We start from the raw sequence: 15,335 nt of genomic DNA, 5'->3' as shown, positions 1-15,335 counted from the left end.
GGCACCTTTCATCTCACCCGCAAATCAAGGCCCCCGCGTGCGCGAGAGCCTCGATAGCAATGGCGATCGCTTATCGCCCGTACACCACCGGCGCGCGGCGCACGATGAGCGGCGGCGGCAGGTCGCGCTCCCAGACACGGCCGTCGTCGAACTGGATGCGCATGCCGTCGGGCGAATACACTGCGCTTTCGTCACGTGCGTCGATCCAAAGCCGGCTATTGGGAGCATTCCAGTCCGGCCAGGCCTGGAGGGACTCGCCGGTTTCGGTGGTCAGGTTCACGGCATCGCCGTTCTGCGTCACGAAGGCCGGCGCGCCGATCATTCCGTCGCGGCACATCTGGATGCAGCGGTAGGTGCCGGTGAGGTTCGCACTCGGCTGGGCCGAGGCGCTGCCGGCGACGCAGGCGCCGACCAGGCCAATGACGATTGCAACACGTTTCATGTCGATCACTCCATCGCTCGAAAGGGTCAGCCAGCCCCCATTCGGGCCCCTCGGGCGGATCAAGTGCGATGCGGGAAAAATGTTCCGACCGTTCCCGGTCAGGGAACCCTACTCGACCATCACGACATCGACGGCGACGCCGAGCTTCTGCTTGCGCGAGCCGACGATGATGCCATCGACCGGCGAGACGTCGGAGAAGTCGCGGCCCATGCCGAGGATGATGTGATCATTGCCGACCAGGAGATCGTTGGTCGGATCGAAGCCGATCCAGCCGAGGTCGTCGCCGCACCACAGCGACACCCAGGCATGGGTGGCGTCGGCGCCCTGCAGCGGCGGCCGGCCCTCGGGCGGGATGGTGCGCAGATAGCCGCTGACATAGGCCGCGGGGAGACCGAGACCGCGCAGGCCGGCAATCATGACGTGAGCAAAGTCCTGGCAGACGCCGTGGCGATTGTCGAACACCTCGCGCAGCGGGGTCGAGATCACGGTCGCCTTCGGATCGTATCTGAACTCCTTGCGGATGCGCCGCATCAGATCGGCGGCGCCGGCTACGATCCCCGTCTCGGCGGAGAAGCTCGCCGCGGCGTAGTCCGTCACCGGCTCCAGCACCGGCGCCAGCGCGCTGGCGAAGACGTAGCCGATCGGCGACGACGGGCCGAGGCTCGTCGCCTCGAAAGCTGCATCGCGCACCTGCTCCCACTCCGCACTCGGCGCATCGCGCTCGGGCGGCGTGCGCGACAGCTTCACCCGCGAGCGCGAGTCGATGCGCAGGTGGCGGTGCTGAGTGTCGATCACGATGCTCTCGGTCAGTGTGCCGAAGAAATCGCGCCGCGCCGTCCGCTCCGAGGGACGCGGGCGGATGTCAACGCTGTGCGAGATCAACTCCTGGCCGTCGCCGCTGAGCGGCTCCAGGCGCAGCGAGCAGCGCGCGAAGCTGACGGCACTCCCGTATTCGTAGGTGGTGACATGGCGGATGTCGTAGATCACGCGAGGCCCGTCAGCTTTTCCGGCCGCGTCGCGTTCGGACCGTGTGGGAAGTAGTGCTGACCGATCGCCTCCGCCAGATTGAGCAGGTCCTGCTCCAGTGCAAACAAGGCGCGGCCATCGAGATGGGCCGCCTCCGCCGCGGTCAGCCGCGCGCCCAGCGAGATCGCGAGGCGTTGCGGCCGCTCGATCAGCCCGTTCTCCTTCAGCACCGGGAGGCTCGCGATGTGCTCGTTGAGCAGCTCGACCTGGAACGCGACCGAGCGCGGATTGTAGAGGTCGAGCACGACGAGATCGCGGATCGGCGCCAGCGACGGGCCGATCAAATAGCGCGAGCGGTAGGTGATCTGGCAGTCGACCAGCGTGAGCAGGACGTCGAGATCCTCGGGCGTCGCCTCGTCATAGCCGAACTGCCGCGCGAACCGCGCGGTGTTGATGGCGCGTTCGGCGCGGCGCCCCATGTCGAGGAAGCGCCAGCCGGCGGCGCGGTTCATGTTCTCCTGGGCAAGGCCGGCGAAGCTCGCAAGCCGGTCGAGCGTGAGCTCGGCGATGCTGACGACGGCGTCCTCATCCTCGGCCTCCTGCGCCAGGCGATTCGGCATCTCGGTGATGACCTGCCAAGCGTCGGGCGAGAGGCGCTCGCGCAGCGAGGTCGCGGTGCGCTGAGCCGATCTGAGCAGCGACAGCGCCGAGCCGAACTGCGCCTCGGCCTGCAGGGCCTCAGCCGCCACCTGAAATCCCTTGCTGCGCGAGGTCTGCTCAACCGCGCCCCACGCCAGCAACAGCCGCTGGATACGCTCGGAGGTGTTGAGCTGCGCCGGCGATCCCTTGCCGGGATCACGATGCTGGGCTGCGAGCGCCCGGATCAGCCGCACGGTGGCCTCGGCGCGCTCCAGATAGCGTCCGAGCCAGAACAGATTGTCGGCGGCGCGGCTCGGCAGCACGCCGGCGATGCGGCGTATCCGCACATTGTCGGAGCCCGGCAGCAAGGTGCGCGCCGCCACCGCTTTGTCGGCGACCACCCAGACGTCGGCGGCGCGCGCGCCGTCGCCCATCGACACCGCGCGCGCATCGAGCTTGTCGGCGATGCGACAGAAGCCGCCGGGCATGACGGTCCAGCCGTCGGGCGTGGCGGCAGCGAACACCCGCAGCACGAACGGCCGCGGCGCGATCCGACCGTCCTCCCACACCGGCGTGGTCGACAGCCGCACCACCTCCTGGCCGACATAATCGATGCCGCGCTGGCTGATCGCGGCGCGCAGCCGCTCGCGCTCGGCGGCCGAGAGCTCACCAGCGAGCACCGGACCGCTGCTCGCGAAGCCGGGCACGGCGCGGCCATAGGCGCCTTCGATCGCGAACTCCTCGAGCCGCGACAGCACCTCGTCGCGTGCGGACTTCTGGCCGCACCACCAGGTCGCGATGTGCGGGATCTTGAGATCCTCACCGAGCACGCGCCGCGCGAGGCTCGGCAGGAAGCCAAGCAGCGCGCGCGCCTCCAGCACGCCGGAACCCGGCATGTTGGCGATCACCACGCCGCCCTTGCGCACGACGTCCATCAGGCCGGCGACGCCGAGTCGCGAGCCGGCATCGAGTTCGAGCGGATCGAGCGAGTTGGAATCGAGCCGCCGCAGCAGCACGTCGACGCGCTTCAGGCCGGCGACGGTGCGGATGTGCACGCGGTCGCCGCTGACAGCGAGATCGTCGCCCTCGACCAGCAGAAAGCCGAGATAGCGCGCCAGCGTCGCGTGCTCGAAATAGGTCTCGCTGAACATGCCCGGCGTGAGCACGCCGATGCGCGGCTCGTCACGATCGGCGCTGGCGCGCAGAGCATCGCGGAATGCTTCGAAGAACGGCGCGAGCCGCTCCACGTTCATGGACTTGTAGATCGAGGAGAAGGCGCGCGACAGCACCAGCCGATTTTCCAGCGCATAGCCCATGCCGGACGGCGCCTGGGTGCGGTCGTTGAGCACCCACCAGCCGCCGTCGGGCCCGCGGCCGATATCGGCGGCGTAGATGCTGAGGAAGCGGCCGCCGGGCGGTTTGACGCCGCAGACCGGGCGCAGATATTCGCTGGACCCGGCGACGGCGGCTGCCGGCAGCGCGCCGCTCGCCACCAGCCGTCCCTCGCCGTAGATGTCCTGCAGCACCCGTTCGAACAGCTCGGCGCGCTGGACGATGCCCTGGGACAGTTGAGCCCATTCGGACTCGTCGATCAGCAGCGGCAGATGGCTCAGCGGCCACGATCGCTCGGCGTTGTCGCCCGGCGAGCGATAGGTGACGCCGGCTTCGCGCAGATGGCGATCGGCGGAGGCGAAGCGGCGCTCGATGTCGCTCGGCGCGAGTGCGGCGAAGGTCTCGGCAAAGCGGGTCCAGACCGGTCGCGGACGGCCGTCGGCCCCGATGAACTCATCGGGGATGCCGGGGAGCCGGGTGTAGTCGCGGGCCCAATGCTCGGCCCGGCGCAGCGGAGAACGTGCCGCCGGCCGACCGGCGGCGCTCGCTCCCTGGTCCTGGCCGCTCGAGCCGTCCATACCCTGGTCCTCCGCACAAACTCCGTGCCATCAATGCAGGAGCGGCCTGCGCAAGTCGAGGGTCATCGGGAATTCATTTGTGCGTTCCTCCGGCGGCAGCGCGATTCGTCCCGGAGTGTGGCCGTGATCCTGGAAGCGGGCGAGCCGCCGCGCCTCCGCCTCGTAGGAGTTGATCGGCTTGGTATCGTAGTTGCGGCCGCCGGGATGGGCGACGTGATAGACGCAGCCGCCCAGCGAACGGCCGTTCCAGGTGTCGATCAGGTCGAAGGTCAGCGGCGCATGCACCGGGATCGTCGGGTGCAGGCCGGAGGCCGGCTGCCATGCCTTGAAACGAACCGCCGCCACCGCTTCTGCCGACCGTCCGGTCGAGGTCATCGGCATCCTCCTACCATTGCAGGTGATGAGGTGGCGGCCTTCGATGAAACCTTCGGCTTTGACTTGAAGTCGCTCGACCGAGGAATCGACATAGCGCACGGTGCCGCCCGCGGCGCCTTCCTCGCCCAGCACATGCCAGGGCTCCAGCGCCTGCCGCAGCTCCAGGGTCACGCCGCCATGCTGCACGCGGCCGAAGGTCGGAAAGCGAAATTCGAGCTGCGCCTGGTACCATTCCGGCGAGAAGTCGTAGCCGGACGACCGCAGCTCATCCAGGACATCAAGAAAGTCTTCCCAGATGAAGTGGGGCAGCATGAAGCGGTCGTGCAGTGCCGTGCCCCAGCGCACGAACCGGCCGTCCTGCGGCTCGCGCCACAATTTGGCGATCAGCGCACGGATGAGAAGCTGCTGCGCCAGCGACATGCGCGGATCCGGCGGCATTTCCAACGCGCGGAACTCCACGAGTCCGAGCCGGCCCGTCGGTCCCTCCGGCGAGTACAGCTTGTCGATGCAGATCTCCGAGCGGTGGGTATTGCCGGTGATGTCGACGAGCAGATGCCTGAACAGCCGGTCGACCAGCCACAGCGGCACGCTCTGCCCGATCCGTGGCACGTTGGCGAGCGCGATCTCGAGCTCATAAAGGCTGTCGTGGCGCGCCTCATCGATGCGCGGAGCCTGGCTGGTCGGCCCGATGAACATGCCGGAGAACAAATAAGACAGCGACGGGTGCCGCTGCCAATACAGGACGAGACTCTTCAGCAGATCGGGGCGACGCAGGAAGGGCGAATCCTGCGGCGAGCTGCCGCCGACGACGACATGATTGCCGCCGCCGGTGCCGGTGTGGCGACCATCGATCAGGAAGCGATTGGCGCCGAGCCTCACCTTCGCGGCATCCTCATAAAGTCCGAAGGTGATGTCGACCGATTGCCGCCAGCTCGCGGCCGGCTGGATGTTGACCTCGATCACGCCGGGATCGGGCGTCACCTTGATGACCTCGATGCGCGGATCGAACGGCGGTGCATAGCCCTCCACGTGAACCTTGATCTGCATCGACTCGGCCGTCGCTTCGACCGTTGCGACCAGCTCCAGGTAGTCCTCGATGGTTTCGACCGGCGGCATGAACACGCACAGAATGCCATCGCGGATCTCGACCGACATCGCAGTGCGGACGCCGAGCCCTCCCCAGTACTGATACTGAACGTCCTGCTGCGGCTTCGGCGCGCGATCGAGCTTCGGCAGCGGCGGTACCTGCGGCACGATCACCGGACGCCCCTGCGTGAACATCGGCAGCGGCCCGCGCTGCTCCATCGGGTCCTGCTCGTGGATGTACGGGAAATCCTCCGGCGGAATGTAGGCCAGCGAGCCGATCGGCAGCCGCAGACCGAGCGGCGAGTCGCCGGGAATCAGGAACAGGCGCTTGCGCCGCAGGCCCCAGCGCTCGCTGCGCCAGCGCCGGGGCTGCGCATTCCAGCGCTGGATCGGCAGCACGAAGCCGCGCGGAATGTGCAGCCCTTCGTCGAACACCCGCGCCATGCGCGCGCGCTCTTCGGGATCGGCGAGCTTGGAGTCGAGCGCGTCGACGTTCTCGGGCAGCGCGGCTTCCTTCTGCAGCCAATGCGCGGGATCCTCGAACGCGGGCAGCACGTAGTCCGGCTCGAGCCCGAGCGTCTCGGCGGCCGTGTCCAGGAAACGCTCTGCATCCTGGATCGTCGCCCTGCGCGGGCCATCGACGCTGGCGATCAGATCCGGATTGCGCCAGATCGGCTCACCGTCCTTGCGCCAATACAGTCCGAACGCCCAGCGCGGCAGGCTTTCGCCGGGATACCACTTGCCCTGTCCGTAATGCAGCAGGCCACCGGGCGCGAAACGCGCGCGCAGACGCCGGATCAGGCTGTCCGCGAGCCCGCGCTTGGCCGGGCCGACGGCAGCCGTATTCCACTCCGCCGATTCCATGTCGTCGATCGACACGAAGGTCGGCTCGCCGCCCATCGTGAGGCGCACGTCGTTTTCGGCGAGATCGGCATCGACGGCTTCGCCGAGGCGGTCGAGCCGGTCCCACGCCTCATCCGAAAATGGCCGGGTAATCCGCGGCGCTTCGCGGATGCGCCTCACATTCATCTCGAAGTTGAAGTTGACCTCGGCAACTCCGGCACTGCCGCTGATCGGCGCGGCCGAGTGATAGTGGGGAGTCGCAGCAACGGGGATGTGTCCCTCGCCCGCCAGCATGCCCGAGGTGACGTCGAAGCCTATCCATCCAGCGCCGGGCAGATAGACCTCGGCCCAGGCATGCAGATCGGTGAAATCATTCTCGACCTCGACCGGCCCCTCGACCGGATCGATGTCGGGACGAAGCTGAATCAAATAGCCGGAGACGAAGCGAGCGGCGAGCCCGAGATGCCGCAGCGTCTGGATCAGCAGCCACGCCGAGTCGCGGCAGGAGCCGGCGGCCGACGACAGCGTCTCCTCCGGCGTTTGAACGCCAGGCTCCATCCGGATGATATAACGAATCTTTTTCTGCAACTGCGCATTGAGTTCGACGAGATAGTTGACCGTGTTGTCCGCATCGCGGGGAATCGACTTCAAGTATTCCGCGAACAACGGCCCCGGCTCGATCGTCTCGAGATAGGGCGCCAGTTCCACCTTGAGGCCCTCCGGATAGGCGAAGGGAAAACTGTCGGCGTAAGGCTCGACGAAGAAGTCGAACGGATTGATCACGGTCATCTGTGCCGTGAAGTCGACCTCGATTTTGAGTTCGTTCACCTTCTCGGGGAAAACGTAGCGGGCCAGCCAATTGCCTTGCGGATCCTGCTGCCAGTTCACGAAATGGTTGGGCGGCGTGACCTTGAGCGAATAGCTCAGCACAGGGGTCCTGGTATGTGGTGCAGGACGCAGGCGGATGGTCTGCGGGCCCAGTTCGACCGGACGATCGTATTTGTAATGGGTGACGTGATGTAATGCGACGTAGATTGACACGAGGCTTCGGCGCTCCAGCAACTTTTTTAAGCAGAACATTGCTGTGCTTAGGGATCAAGCACTAACAAAGGGCAGAGCTGCCTATTGGACGATCCTAAGCCCGAAAGGCGGCATTTGGACCGCGCCGGCCCAGTTGAGCCGCCCTATCAGGTGTCTCCGCTGCACGCACCGGTCGCTTTTCCGGCCGCTGCGCGCCTCAATCGGGCCCGTCACGAAGAACGAGAGAAGAACAAACAACCTATCCGGCCGCACGCGGAGAGTTGTCCACAGGAAGGCGCGCAGGCGCTCACGGAAGATTGACCAGGTCGTCAAAGCAGGGATTAACCCCGAATGATGAACTAACAAGAACTAATAGCGTTGCATTTGCCGCAATCGCTTGATAGCTCGACTACACATGCTATTTAGGACCATCATTGCCAAAAGGAGAATCAAGTGGCGAAGACAGCTAAGAAGGCAGCTACCAAGAAGTTGGCGCGGAAACCCTACACGCCCGCCGACATCAAGCTGCTGAAGCAGCACTCGAAGTCCAAGACCCCGGTTGCCAAGATCGCCAAGGCGATGAAGCGGACCGAAGGCTCGCTCCGTCAGAAGGCTCTGGCGCTCGGCATCGGCCTGGGCCACCAGCGGTAAATTGCTCGGCGCCGCTGTCGCGCGAGCGTCGGCAGGGCCAGCCCATGACGGACTGCCCACGACAGCCAGCCCATGGCGGCGCGCTCACCTGTCATCTGATCTCAGTTGCGATCCAGTCTCAGTTAACTTGCGATCTCAGCTGCGATCAGATGCCGGGACACCGGACCGCAGCCCCGATAGGGGCCGCCGAATAGCTGAGTGATCCAGCTACATCGTCGCGCCGAGCACCCAGGGCGCGAACTCGGCCCCGCCGAAATCGAAGCTCTCGCTCTTGGTCGGCTGCCCCGAGGCGGTCTTCAACATCAATTCGAAGATGCGCTGGCCGCATTCCTGCACCGTCTCCTCGCCGTCGAGGATGGTGCCGCAATTCACGTCCATGTCGTCTTCCATCCGCTTGTACATCGGCGTGTTGGTCGCGAGCTTGATGGACGGCGCCGGTTTGCAGCCGAACACGCTGCCGCGGCCGGTGGTGAAGCAGACGAGATTGGCGCCGCCGGCCACCTGCCCCGTCGCCGCAACCGGGTCGTAACCGGGCGTGTCCATGAACACGAAGCCCTTCTTGGTGACGGCTTCCGCATAATGCAGCACGTCGACCAGATTGGTGCTGCCGGCCTTGGCCATCGCGCCAAGCGACTTCTCGAGAATCGTCGTCAGGCCGCCGGCCTTGTTGCCCGGGCTGGGATTGGCGTTCATCTCCGCCCCTTCACGCGCGGTATACTCTTCCCACCAGCGCATCAGGGAGACGAGTTTCTCGCCGACGTCGCGGCTGACTGCGCGGCGCGTCAGCAGATGCTCGGCGCCGTAGGTCTCGGGCGTCTCCGACAGGATCACTGTGCCACCATGTCGCACCAGCAGATCGCTTGCCGCACCGAGCGCCGGATTGGCCGAGATGCCGGAATAGCCGTCGGACCCACCACATTGAAGGGCGACTGTCAGTTCGCTGGCCGGAACCGTCTCGCGCTTGACCCAGTTGGCGTCGGCGAGCGCTTCCCTGACGAAAGCAATACCGGCCTCGACGGTCTTGCGGGTGCCGCCGACCTCCTGGATGTCCATGGCCCGCAGGCGGCCGGCGAGCTTCTGCTCCTCCATCAATCCGCCGATCTGATTGGCCTCGCAACCAAGGCCGAGCACGATCACCGCAGAGAAGTTCGCGTGCCGCGCGTAGCCGCCGAGGGTTCGCCGCAGCAGCTTCAGCGGCTCGTCGAGCGTCATGCCGCAGCCGGTCTTGTGCGTCAGCGCCACGACGCCGTCGACGTTCGGGAAGTCGGCGAGCGGATCGTCACCGGTGAAGGGATTGCGCTTGAACACGTCGGCAACGAGGCCCGCGACATGCGCGCTGCAGTTCACCGAGGTCAGAATGCCGATGTAGTTGCGGGTCGCGACCCGGCCATCGGGCCGGCGAATGCCCTCGAACGTCGCCGGAAGATCGAAATTCGGCGTCGGCTTCACGTCGACGCCATAGGCGTAGTCCTTGGCGAAATCGCCCATGCCGCAGTTCTGTGTATGAACGTGCTGCCCGGGCGCGATCGGCGCGGTCGCGAAGCCGATGATCTGGCCGTAGCGGCGGATGGGCTCGCCCTGCGCGATCGGACGCACCGCGACCTTGTGCCCCGCCGGAATGCGGTCCACCGTGGCCACGCCATCGGCAACCGCGAGGCCGGGCGGCAGACTCGCACGCGCGATCAGGACGCTGTCCTCGGGATGAAGACGGATGACGGGGGCGGGAGCCATGGCAGTCTCTCTTCGTTTGTATCGGTAGGTCGCAAACAGGCATGCAAATAGCGAGTTGCGAATAGCGATTGAATGAATCCCCTATTCGCTACTCCCTATTCGCAATTCGCCTCAGGCCTTGCCGCCGGAGTCTTTGCGGGTCTGCGCGACCTGCTGGCGGGCATAGACCTGCATCAGGCCGACCTCGTTCGACAAGGTCACGAGCTTGAAGCCCATGTTGATGGCGCGGACCGCACCCTCGGCGCCGCTGCAGTGAATGCCGGGATTGAGCCCACGCTTGCCACACTCCTTCACGATCTTCTCATAGATCTTGAGGATTTCCGGCTCGTCACGATCGAGCTTCGGCACCAGGCCATAGGAAAAGCCGAGATCGGAGGGTCCGATATAGACGCCGTCGATGCCTTCGACATCGAGAATGGCTTCCATGTTCTCGACCGCGGTCCTGGTCTCCATCATCGGCAGCAGCACGATCTCGTCGTTGGCCGTCTTCTGATACTCGCCCGCACCACCATACATGCCCGAGCGGATCGGACCGTTGGAGCGCACACCCTTCGGCGGATATTTGGAATAGGAAACGAGGTTGCGGGCTTCCTGCGCTGTGTTGACCATCGGGCAGATGACACCATAGGCGCCGCCATCGAGCACCTTGCCGATGATGCCGGGCTCATTCCACGGCACGCGCACCATCGGCGTGACCGGATGGCCATGCATGGCCTGGAAACATTGCACCATCGACAGATAGTCCTGCACCCCGTGCTGCATGTCCACGGTGACGCTGTCGAAGCCGCACTGAGCCACGACCTCCGCGGAGAAGCCCGAGGGGATCGCGAGCCAGGCATTCACCACCGTCTTGCCTTCGGCCCAGAGTTGCTTGACCTTATTGTTCGCCACGACTGCGTTTCCTTCCCTTGTTGTTCAACCGATCCGTCTCGTTAGAATTCGTTCTCGCCGATGGCGCAACGCAATGCAATCCCGCTCCATCTGAGCATGGATGCTTCGCACCACCCGCAGTCACACTGATTTCACGATGTCGCCCGCTGAATGCTCGCTTCGCTGACACCCACTTCGCGTGCCGTGTTCACTATTGCCGCCCAGGTGTCATCGGGCAAGGGCACGCCATTGGCCGTACGCTCGGCCCGCATCTTGCGCTCGGGATCGCCCGGCACCAGCACCTGATCAACGCCGGAGACCGGCTTGGTCGCCCGGATGAAATCCGTATAGCGGGTGATCTCACCATCAAAGAAGCTCGCCGGATCGACCACCTTCGGGTCGATGTAGATCGCGAGCATGCCGTTGGCAAAGCGCCGATTTGCCGACGTCGCCCCGGTGCCGGTCAAGGCGCCGCCGAGCAGCTCGCAGATGAAGGCGAGACCAGAGCCCTTGTGCTCGCCGAAGGCGCGGATCGCTCCCGTCCCCTTGGTGTGGTCGCGCGTCCCCTCGGCCTCATAGGGTCCATAGAGCACCGCCGGATCCTCGCTGAGCGTCCCGTCGGCATCGATCAAGGCGCCCTTGGGCAGCTTCTTGCCGCCGCGGCTCGCCACCAAGACCTTTCCCTCGGCCACGATCGAGGTCGCGAAATCGAGCACGATGGGATCCTTTCCCTGGCGCGGGATGCCGACACAATATGGCGCGGTGGAGAACCGCTTCTCGACTCCGCCATAGGGCGCCACCAGCAGTGAACCTGCGGCCGTGACGAAATGAATGGAGACGAGCCCCTCGGCGGCGGCCATTTCCGCCCAGTCGCCGACCCGGCCGAGATGGCCGGAATTGCGCAGCGCCAACGCAGCCAAGCCGCTCTTCTTGCAACGCTCGATGCCGATCCTCACGGCCTGTGGTGTCACGGTCTGACCGTAGCCGAACTTGCCGTCGACGACCACCAGCGACGGGGTGTCGACCACGACCTCTGCGGTCTGGTTGGGCACGATCGAACCCATCTTCTGCCAACGGATATAGACGGGCACGCGGATCACACCGTGGCTGTCATGCCCTGTCAGGTTGGCCGTCGTCAGATAGGTCGCGATCCAGCGGGCCTCCTCCGGCGAGGAATTGGCGTGTTCGAAGACGTCGGCAACGAAATCGATGAGATGCGCAACCTTGATAGTGACCATGACAACTCGCGGGTTCGATCAGCATGCGAAAACAGAGTTAGCATGGTTTGCCATGCCTGCGACGCACGCCCTCTCCGCTCGACTGCATCGCTTCTTATCAAAACGCCGAACGGCCTGCCAAGCATGAGACCGCGTCATTGCGCTTGGTCCGCGGCGGATCAGCCATCGCCGTCGTCGGAGGCGTCGAGATCGCCGCCGATGCTCTGCTCCAGCTCGCCCAGCATCTTGTGCAATGCGGCAAGCTTGCGGGCCCCATACCGGCTGGCAATCGATGCATAGATCGCCTCTGAGCTCGGCGCGACCTGTGCGATCAGCTTCATGCCCTTGGCCGAAATCGACAACACGCCCCTGCGCATGTCGCGGCTATCGACTTCGCGCTGAATCAAGCCGCGCGCCTCGAGATCGCGCAGGATGCGGGACAGGCTGGGCCCGAGCAGGAACGCGACCCGCGCCAGCTCCGTCACCTCGATTACATCGACCGCCGCCAGCGCGCGCAAGATGCGCCATTGCTGCTCGGTCAGGCCGTGCTGTCGCAGATTGGGGCGAAACTGCCGCATCACGGCCTCACGCGCCCGCAACAAGGCCATCGGCAGCGACTGCGAGAAGTCGCGCATCGGCACCTTGCGCACCTCCTTCGCAGCCTGCCTGGCGACCTTGGCCCTGGTCTCGCTCACATCAACCTCCCGTGGGCCATCCTGAATATTTGCACTGCAGCAAACGCCCTTTCGGTTTGCCGGCTGAAACTTAACATGTTAATCATCTGCCGCCATCTCTTTTCTGAGCGATAGACCATGCCTCTTGCGAGCGACCAGATTCATAGCTGCGCCTTACGCCTGGATCAGGCCGAAAAGAGCCGCCGCCAGATCAGGCAGTTGTCGCAGGAGTTTCCCGATATCACCATCGCAGACGCCTATGCGATCCAGGAGGCCTGGATCAGCGCCAAGGTGGCCGCGGGCAGCGTCATCAAGGGTCACAAGATCGGGTTGACATCGAAGGCGATGCAGAGCGCGCTGAACATCGATGAGCCGGATTCGGGCGTGCTGCTCGACGACATGTTCTTTGCCGATGGCGGGCTGGTGCCGTCCGACCGCTTCATCGCGACGCGTATCGAGGCGGAGCTTGCCTTCGTCATAAAGCACCGTCTGTCTGGACCGGACTGCACCTTGTTCGACGTACTCAACGCGACGGATTTCGTAGTGCCGGCACTCGAGATCCTGGATACGCGGATCGAGCGGGTGGATCCCGCGACCAAGGCGACCCGCAAGATCTTCGATACGATCGCCGACAACGCCGCAAATGCCGGCATCGTGCTCGGCGGCCGGCCGCTGCGGCCGCTCGATGCCGACCTGCGCTGGATCGGCGCACTCTGTTATAAGAACGGTCAACTGGAAGAGACCGGCTTGGCCGCCGGCGTGCTGAACAACCCGGCAACGGCCGTTGCGTGGCTCGCCAACAAGATCGCGGCAAATGGATTGGCGCTGGAGCCGGGACAGGTGGTCCTTGCCGGCTCGTTCATCCGGCCGATCGAGGCGCGCAAGGGCGACACGATCCAGGCCGACTACGGCCCGTATGGGACGGTGAGCTGTTACTTCGCCTGACGCCTGCCCCGGAGCGACCGCATCATGCCGCATTTCAGCATCGAATACTCCGCCAATCTCGACGGCTTTGTCATGATGGGCAACCTTTGCGAAGTGGTCCGCAAGGCCGCCAGCGAGACCGGGATCTTTCCGATCGGCGGCATCCGCGTGCGCGCGATCCGCTGCGAGCACTACGCGATCGCCGACGGCAAGCCCGACTCCGCCTTCCTCGCCATGGTGCTGCGGCTCGGCGAAGGCCGCGACCTCGCGGCACGGCAGAAGGCCGGCGAGCACGTCTTCAAGGCACTTTCAGATTACCTCGACCCAGTCTTCGCCAGCAGCAAGTTCGCGCTGTCCTTCGACATGCAGATCAACGATGCCGCGACCAGCTGGAAGCGCAACAACATCCACGACGCCCTGAAAGCGGAGGCATCCCATGGATAAGGCCACTCCCAAGACGGACATCTACAAGGCCAATCTCGACCGCGTTGCCCCCCTGCTCGCGAAGCTGAAAGACGAAGGCATCGGTCACTTCATCGATGGCAAGGTCGTGCCGGCGATCTCAGGCGCGACGTTCGAGACGAAGTCTCCGATCGACGGTGCCGTGCTCGCCAAGGTCGCGCGCGGAAATGCCGAGGACATCGACCGCGCGGCGACATCGGCCGCACTCGCCTTCAGATCCTGGCGCGACATGGCGCCGGCGATGCGGCGCAAGCTGCTGCATCGCGTGGCCGACGCGATCGAGGATCATGCCGACGACATCGCCGTGCTCGAATGCATCGACACCGGGCAGGCCTACCGCTTCATGGCCAAGGCCGCGATCCGCGCAGCGGAAAACTTCCGCTTCTTTGCCGACAAATGCACCGAGGCACGTGACGGCCTGAGTACGCCGAGCGACGAGCATTGGAACATCTCGACGCGGGTGCCGATCGGCCCGGTCGGCGTGATCACGCCATGGAACACGCCGTTCATGCTGTCGACCTGGAAGATCGCCCCGGCGCTCGCCGCCGGCTGCACGGTCGTGCACAAGCCGGCGGAATGGTCGCCGATCACGGCGCAGTGGCTGGCCAAGCTCGCCAAGGACGCCGGCATTCCCGACGGCGTCCTCAACACCGTTCACGGCTTCGGCGAGGAGGCCGGCAAGGCGCTGACCGAGCATCCCGCGATCAAGGCAATCGGCTTCGTCGGCGAGAGCTCGACGGGATCTGCGATCATGGCGCAGGGCGCACCGACCCTGAAGCGGGTGCATTTCGAGCTCGGCGGCAAGAACCCGGTGATCGTGTTCGACGATGCCGATCTCGACCGCGCGCTCGACGCCGTCGTGTTCATGATCTACTCGCTCAACGGTGAGCGCTGCACCTCATCCAGCCGCCTGCTGGTGCAGCAGAGTATTGCCGAGACCTTCACGGCCAAGCTTGCGGCGCGCGTGCGTGCGCTGAAAGTGGGTCATCCGCTCGATCCCGCCACCGAGATCGGGCCGCTGATCCACGAGCGGCATCTCGCCAAGGTCTGCTCCTATGTCGACGTTGCACGCGAGGACGGTGCGATCATCGCCGTCGGCGGCAAGCGGTTCGACGGCCCGGGTGGCGGGCATTACGTCGAGCCGACGCTGGTGACCGGCGCGCGCCAGACCATGCGCGTGGCGCAGGAAGAGGTGTTCGGGCCGTTCCTCACCGTGATCCCGTTCCGCGACGAGGCTGACGCGATCGCGATCGCCAATGACGTGCAATACGGCCTGACCGGCTATGTCTGGACCGGCGACATGGGCCGCGCGCTGCGCGTCGCCGACGCGCTCGAAGCCGGCATGATCTGGCTGAACTCGGAGAATGTCCGCCACCTGCCAACCCCGTTCGGCGGCATGAAGGCATCGGGCATCGGCCGCGACGGCGGCGACTATTCGTTCGACTTCTACATGGAGACCAAGCACGTTTCGCTCGCCCGCGGCACCCACAAGATCCAGCGGCTCGGCGCCTAGGGAGAACAGCCC

The 15,335-nt window shown here is 65.3% G+C and carries 12 protein-coding genes; 4 read left to right on the top strand and 8 right to left on the bottom strand.

Annotated elements, in window-relative coordinates; all coding sequences use genetic code 11:
• Positions 1-70: 70 nt before the first annotated feature.
• From QW863_RS05915 to QW863_RS05900, 4 genes are all read right to left on the bottom strand, one after another.
• Positions 71-451: a hypothetical protein gene (locus tag QW863_RS05915; RefSeq protein WP_315714907.1), complete on the bottom strand. Its 381-nt coding sequence runs from the start codon at positions 449-451 to the stop codon at positions 71-73.
• 99 nt (positions 452-550) lie between these two features.
• A complete protein-coding gene (locus QW863_RS05910) occupies positions 551-1,429 on the bottom strand; it encodes a transglutaminase family protein (protein ID WP_315714908.1) in 879 nt (292 codons plus the stop codon).
• Positions 1,426-3,957 carry a circularly permuted type 2 ATP-grasp protein gene (locus QW863_RS05905; RefSeq protein ID WP_315714909.1) on the bottom strand — a complete coding sequence of 844 codons (2,532 nt, stop codon included), beginning with the start codon at positions 3,955-3,957 and terminating at the stop codon, positions 1,426-1,428. The genes QW863_RS05910 and QW863_RS05905 overlap by 4 nt, the downstream gene beginning before the upstream one ends.
• 30 nt (positions 3,958-3,987) lie before the next feature.
• Positions 3,988-7,302: a transglutaminase family protein gene (locus QW863_RS05900; RefSeq protein WP_315714910.1), complete on the bottom strand. Its 3,315-nt coding sequence runs from the start codon at positions 7,300-7,302 to the stop codon at positions 3,988-3,990.
• Positions 7,303-7,734: 432 nt separating this feature from the next.
• Here QW863_RS05900 and QW863_RS05895 point away from each other — a divergent pair, with 432 nt between their 5' ends.
• Positions 7,735-7,932, top strand: a complete 198-nt coding sequence (locus QW863_RS05895) for a hypothetical protein (protein WP_008964013.1) — start codon at positions 7,735-7,737, stop codon at positions 7,930-7,932.
• Between the two features lie 207 nt (positions 7,933-8,139).
• Here the strand turns inward: QW863_RS05895 and QW863_RS05890 are convergent, their stop codons facing one another.
• From QW863_RS05890 to hpaR, 4 genes are all read right to left on the bottom strand, one after another.
• Complete coding sequence (locus tag QW863_RS05890; protein ID WP_315714911.1) at positions 8,140-9,663, bottom strand: altronate dehydratase family protein; 1,524 nt, start codon at positions 9,661-9,663, stop codon at positions 8,140-8,142.
• A gap of 111 nt (positions 9,664-9,774) precedes the next feature.
• Positions 9,775-10,554 (bottom strand): HpcH/HpaI aldolase family protein, encoded by a 780-nt coding sequence (locus QW863_RS05885; RefSeq protein ID WP_315714912.1) that lies wholly within the window; start codon positions 10,552-10,554, stop codon positions 9,775-9,777.
• A 131-nt stretch (positions 10,555-10,685) separates the two neighbouring features.
• Positions 10,686-11,771 (bottom strand): malate/lactate/ureidoglycolate dehydrogenase, encoded by a 1,086-nt coding sequence (locus QW863_RS05880; protein WP_315714913.1) that lies wholly within the window; start codon positions 11,769-11,771, stop codon positions 10,686-10,688.
• Between the two features lie 158 nt (positions 11,772-11,929).
• Positions 11,930-12,385 carry a homoprotocatechuate degradation operon regulator HpaR gene (hpaR, locus tag QW863_RS05875; RefSeq protein WP_409977900.1) on the bottom strand — a complete coding sequence of 152 codons (456 nt, stop codon included), beginning with the start codon at positions 12,383-12,385 and terminating at the stop codon, positions 11,930-11,932.
• A gap of 177 nt (positions 12,386-12,562) precedes the next feature.
• On the opposite strand from hpaR, the gene hpaH reads away from it, so the two are divergent.
• The 3 genes from hpaH to hpaE are packed head-to-tail and all read left to right on the top strand — an operon-like array spanning position 12,563 to position 15,323.
• The gene (hpaH, locus tag QW863_RS05870) at positions 12,563-13,369 is read left to right on the top strand and encodes a 2-oxo-hept-4-ene-1,7-dioate hydratase (protein ID WP_315714915.1); all 807 of its coding nucleotides are present in this window, start codon (positions 12,563-12,565) and stop codon (positions 13,367-13,369) included.
• A 24-nt stretch (positions 13,370-13,393) separates the two neighbouring features.
• Positions 13,394-13,792, top strand: coding sequence for a 5-carboxymethyl-2-hydroxymuconate Delta-isomerase (locus QW863_RS05865; RefSeq protein ID WP_315714916.1), 399 nt, complete (start codon positions 13,394-13,396; stop codon positions 13,790-13,792).
• Complete coding sequence (gene hpaE, locus QW863_RS05860; RefSeq protein WP_315714917.1) at positions 13,785-15,323, top strand: 5-carboxymethyl-2-hydroxymuconate semialdehyde dehydrogenase; 1,539 nt, start codon at positions 13,785-13,787, stop codon at positions 15,321-15,323. Before QW863_RS05865 ends, hpaE begins: the two co-directional genes overlap by 8 nt.
• The last annotated feature ends 12 nt before the right edge of the window (positions 15,324-15,335 follow it).

Source organism: Bradyrhizobium sp. SZCCHNR1017, assembly GCF_032381375.1.
Classification (GTDB): domain Bacteria; phylum Pseudomonadota; class Alphaproteobacteria; order Rhizobiales; family Xanthobacteraceae; genus Bradyrhizobium.
This window is presented reverse-complemented; position numbering and strand designations above follow the sequence as displayed.

Excerpts from the sequence above, each read along its gene's own strand:
- QW863_RS05865 (WP_315714916.1), top strand. The coding sequence starts at position 13,394 with ATGCCGCATTTCAGCATCGAATACTCCGCCAATCTCGACGGCTTTGTC.
- hpaH (WP_315714915.1), top strand. The coding sequence starts at position 12,563 with ATGCCTCTTGCGAGCGACCAGATTCATAGCTGCGCCTTACGCCTGGAT.
- QW863_RS05905 (WP_315714909.1), bottom strand. The coding sequence starts at position 3,957 with ATGGACGGCTCGAGCGGCCAGGACCAGGGAGCGAGCGCCGCCGGTCGG.
- QW863_RS05880 (WP_315714913.1), bottom strand. The coding sequence starts at position 11,771 with ATGGTCACTATCAAGGTTGCGCATCTCATCGATTTCGTTGCCGACGTC.
- hpaR (WP_409977900.1), bottom strand. The coding sequence starts at position 12,385 with ATGCGCGACTTCTCGCAGTCGCTGCCGATGGCCTTGTTGCGGGCGCGT.
- QW863_RS05890 (WP_315714911.1), bottom strand. The coding sequence starts at position 9,663 with ATGGCTCCCGCCCCCGTCATCCGTCTTCATCCCGAGGACAGCGTCCTG.
- hpaE (WP_315714917.1), top strand. The coding sequence starts at position 13,785 with ATGGATAAGGCCACTCCCAAGACGGACATCTACAAGGCCAATCTCGAC.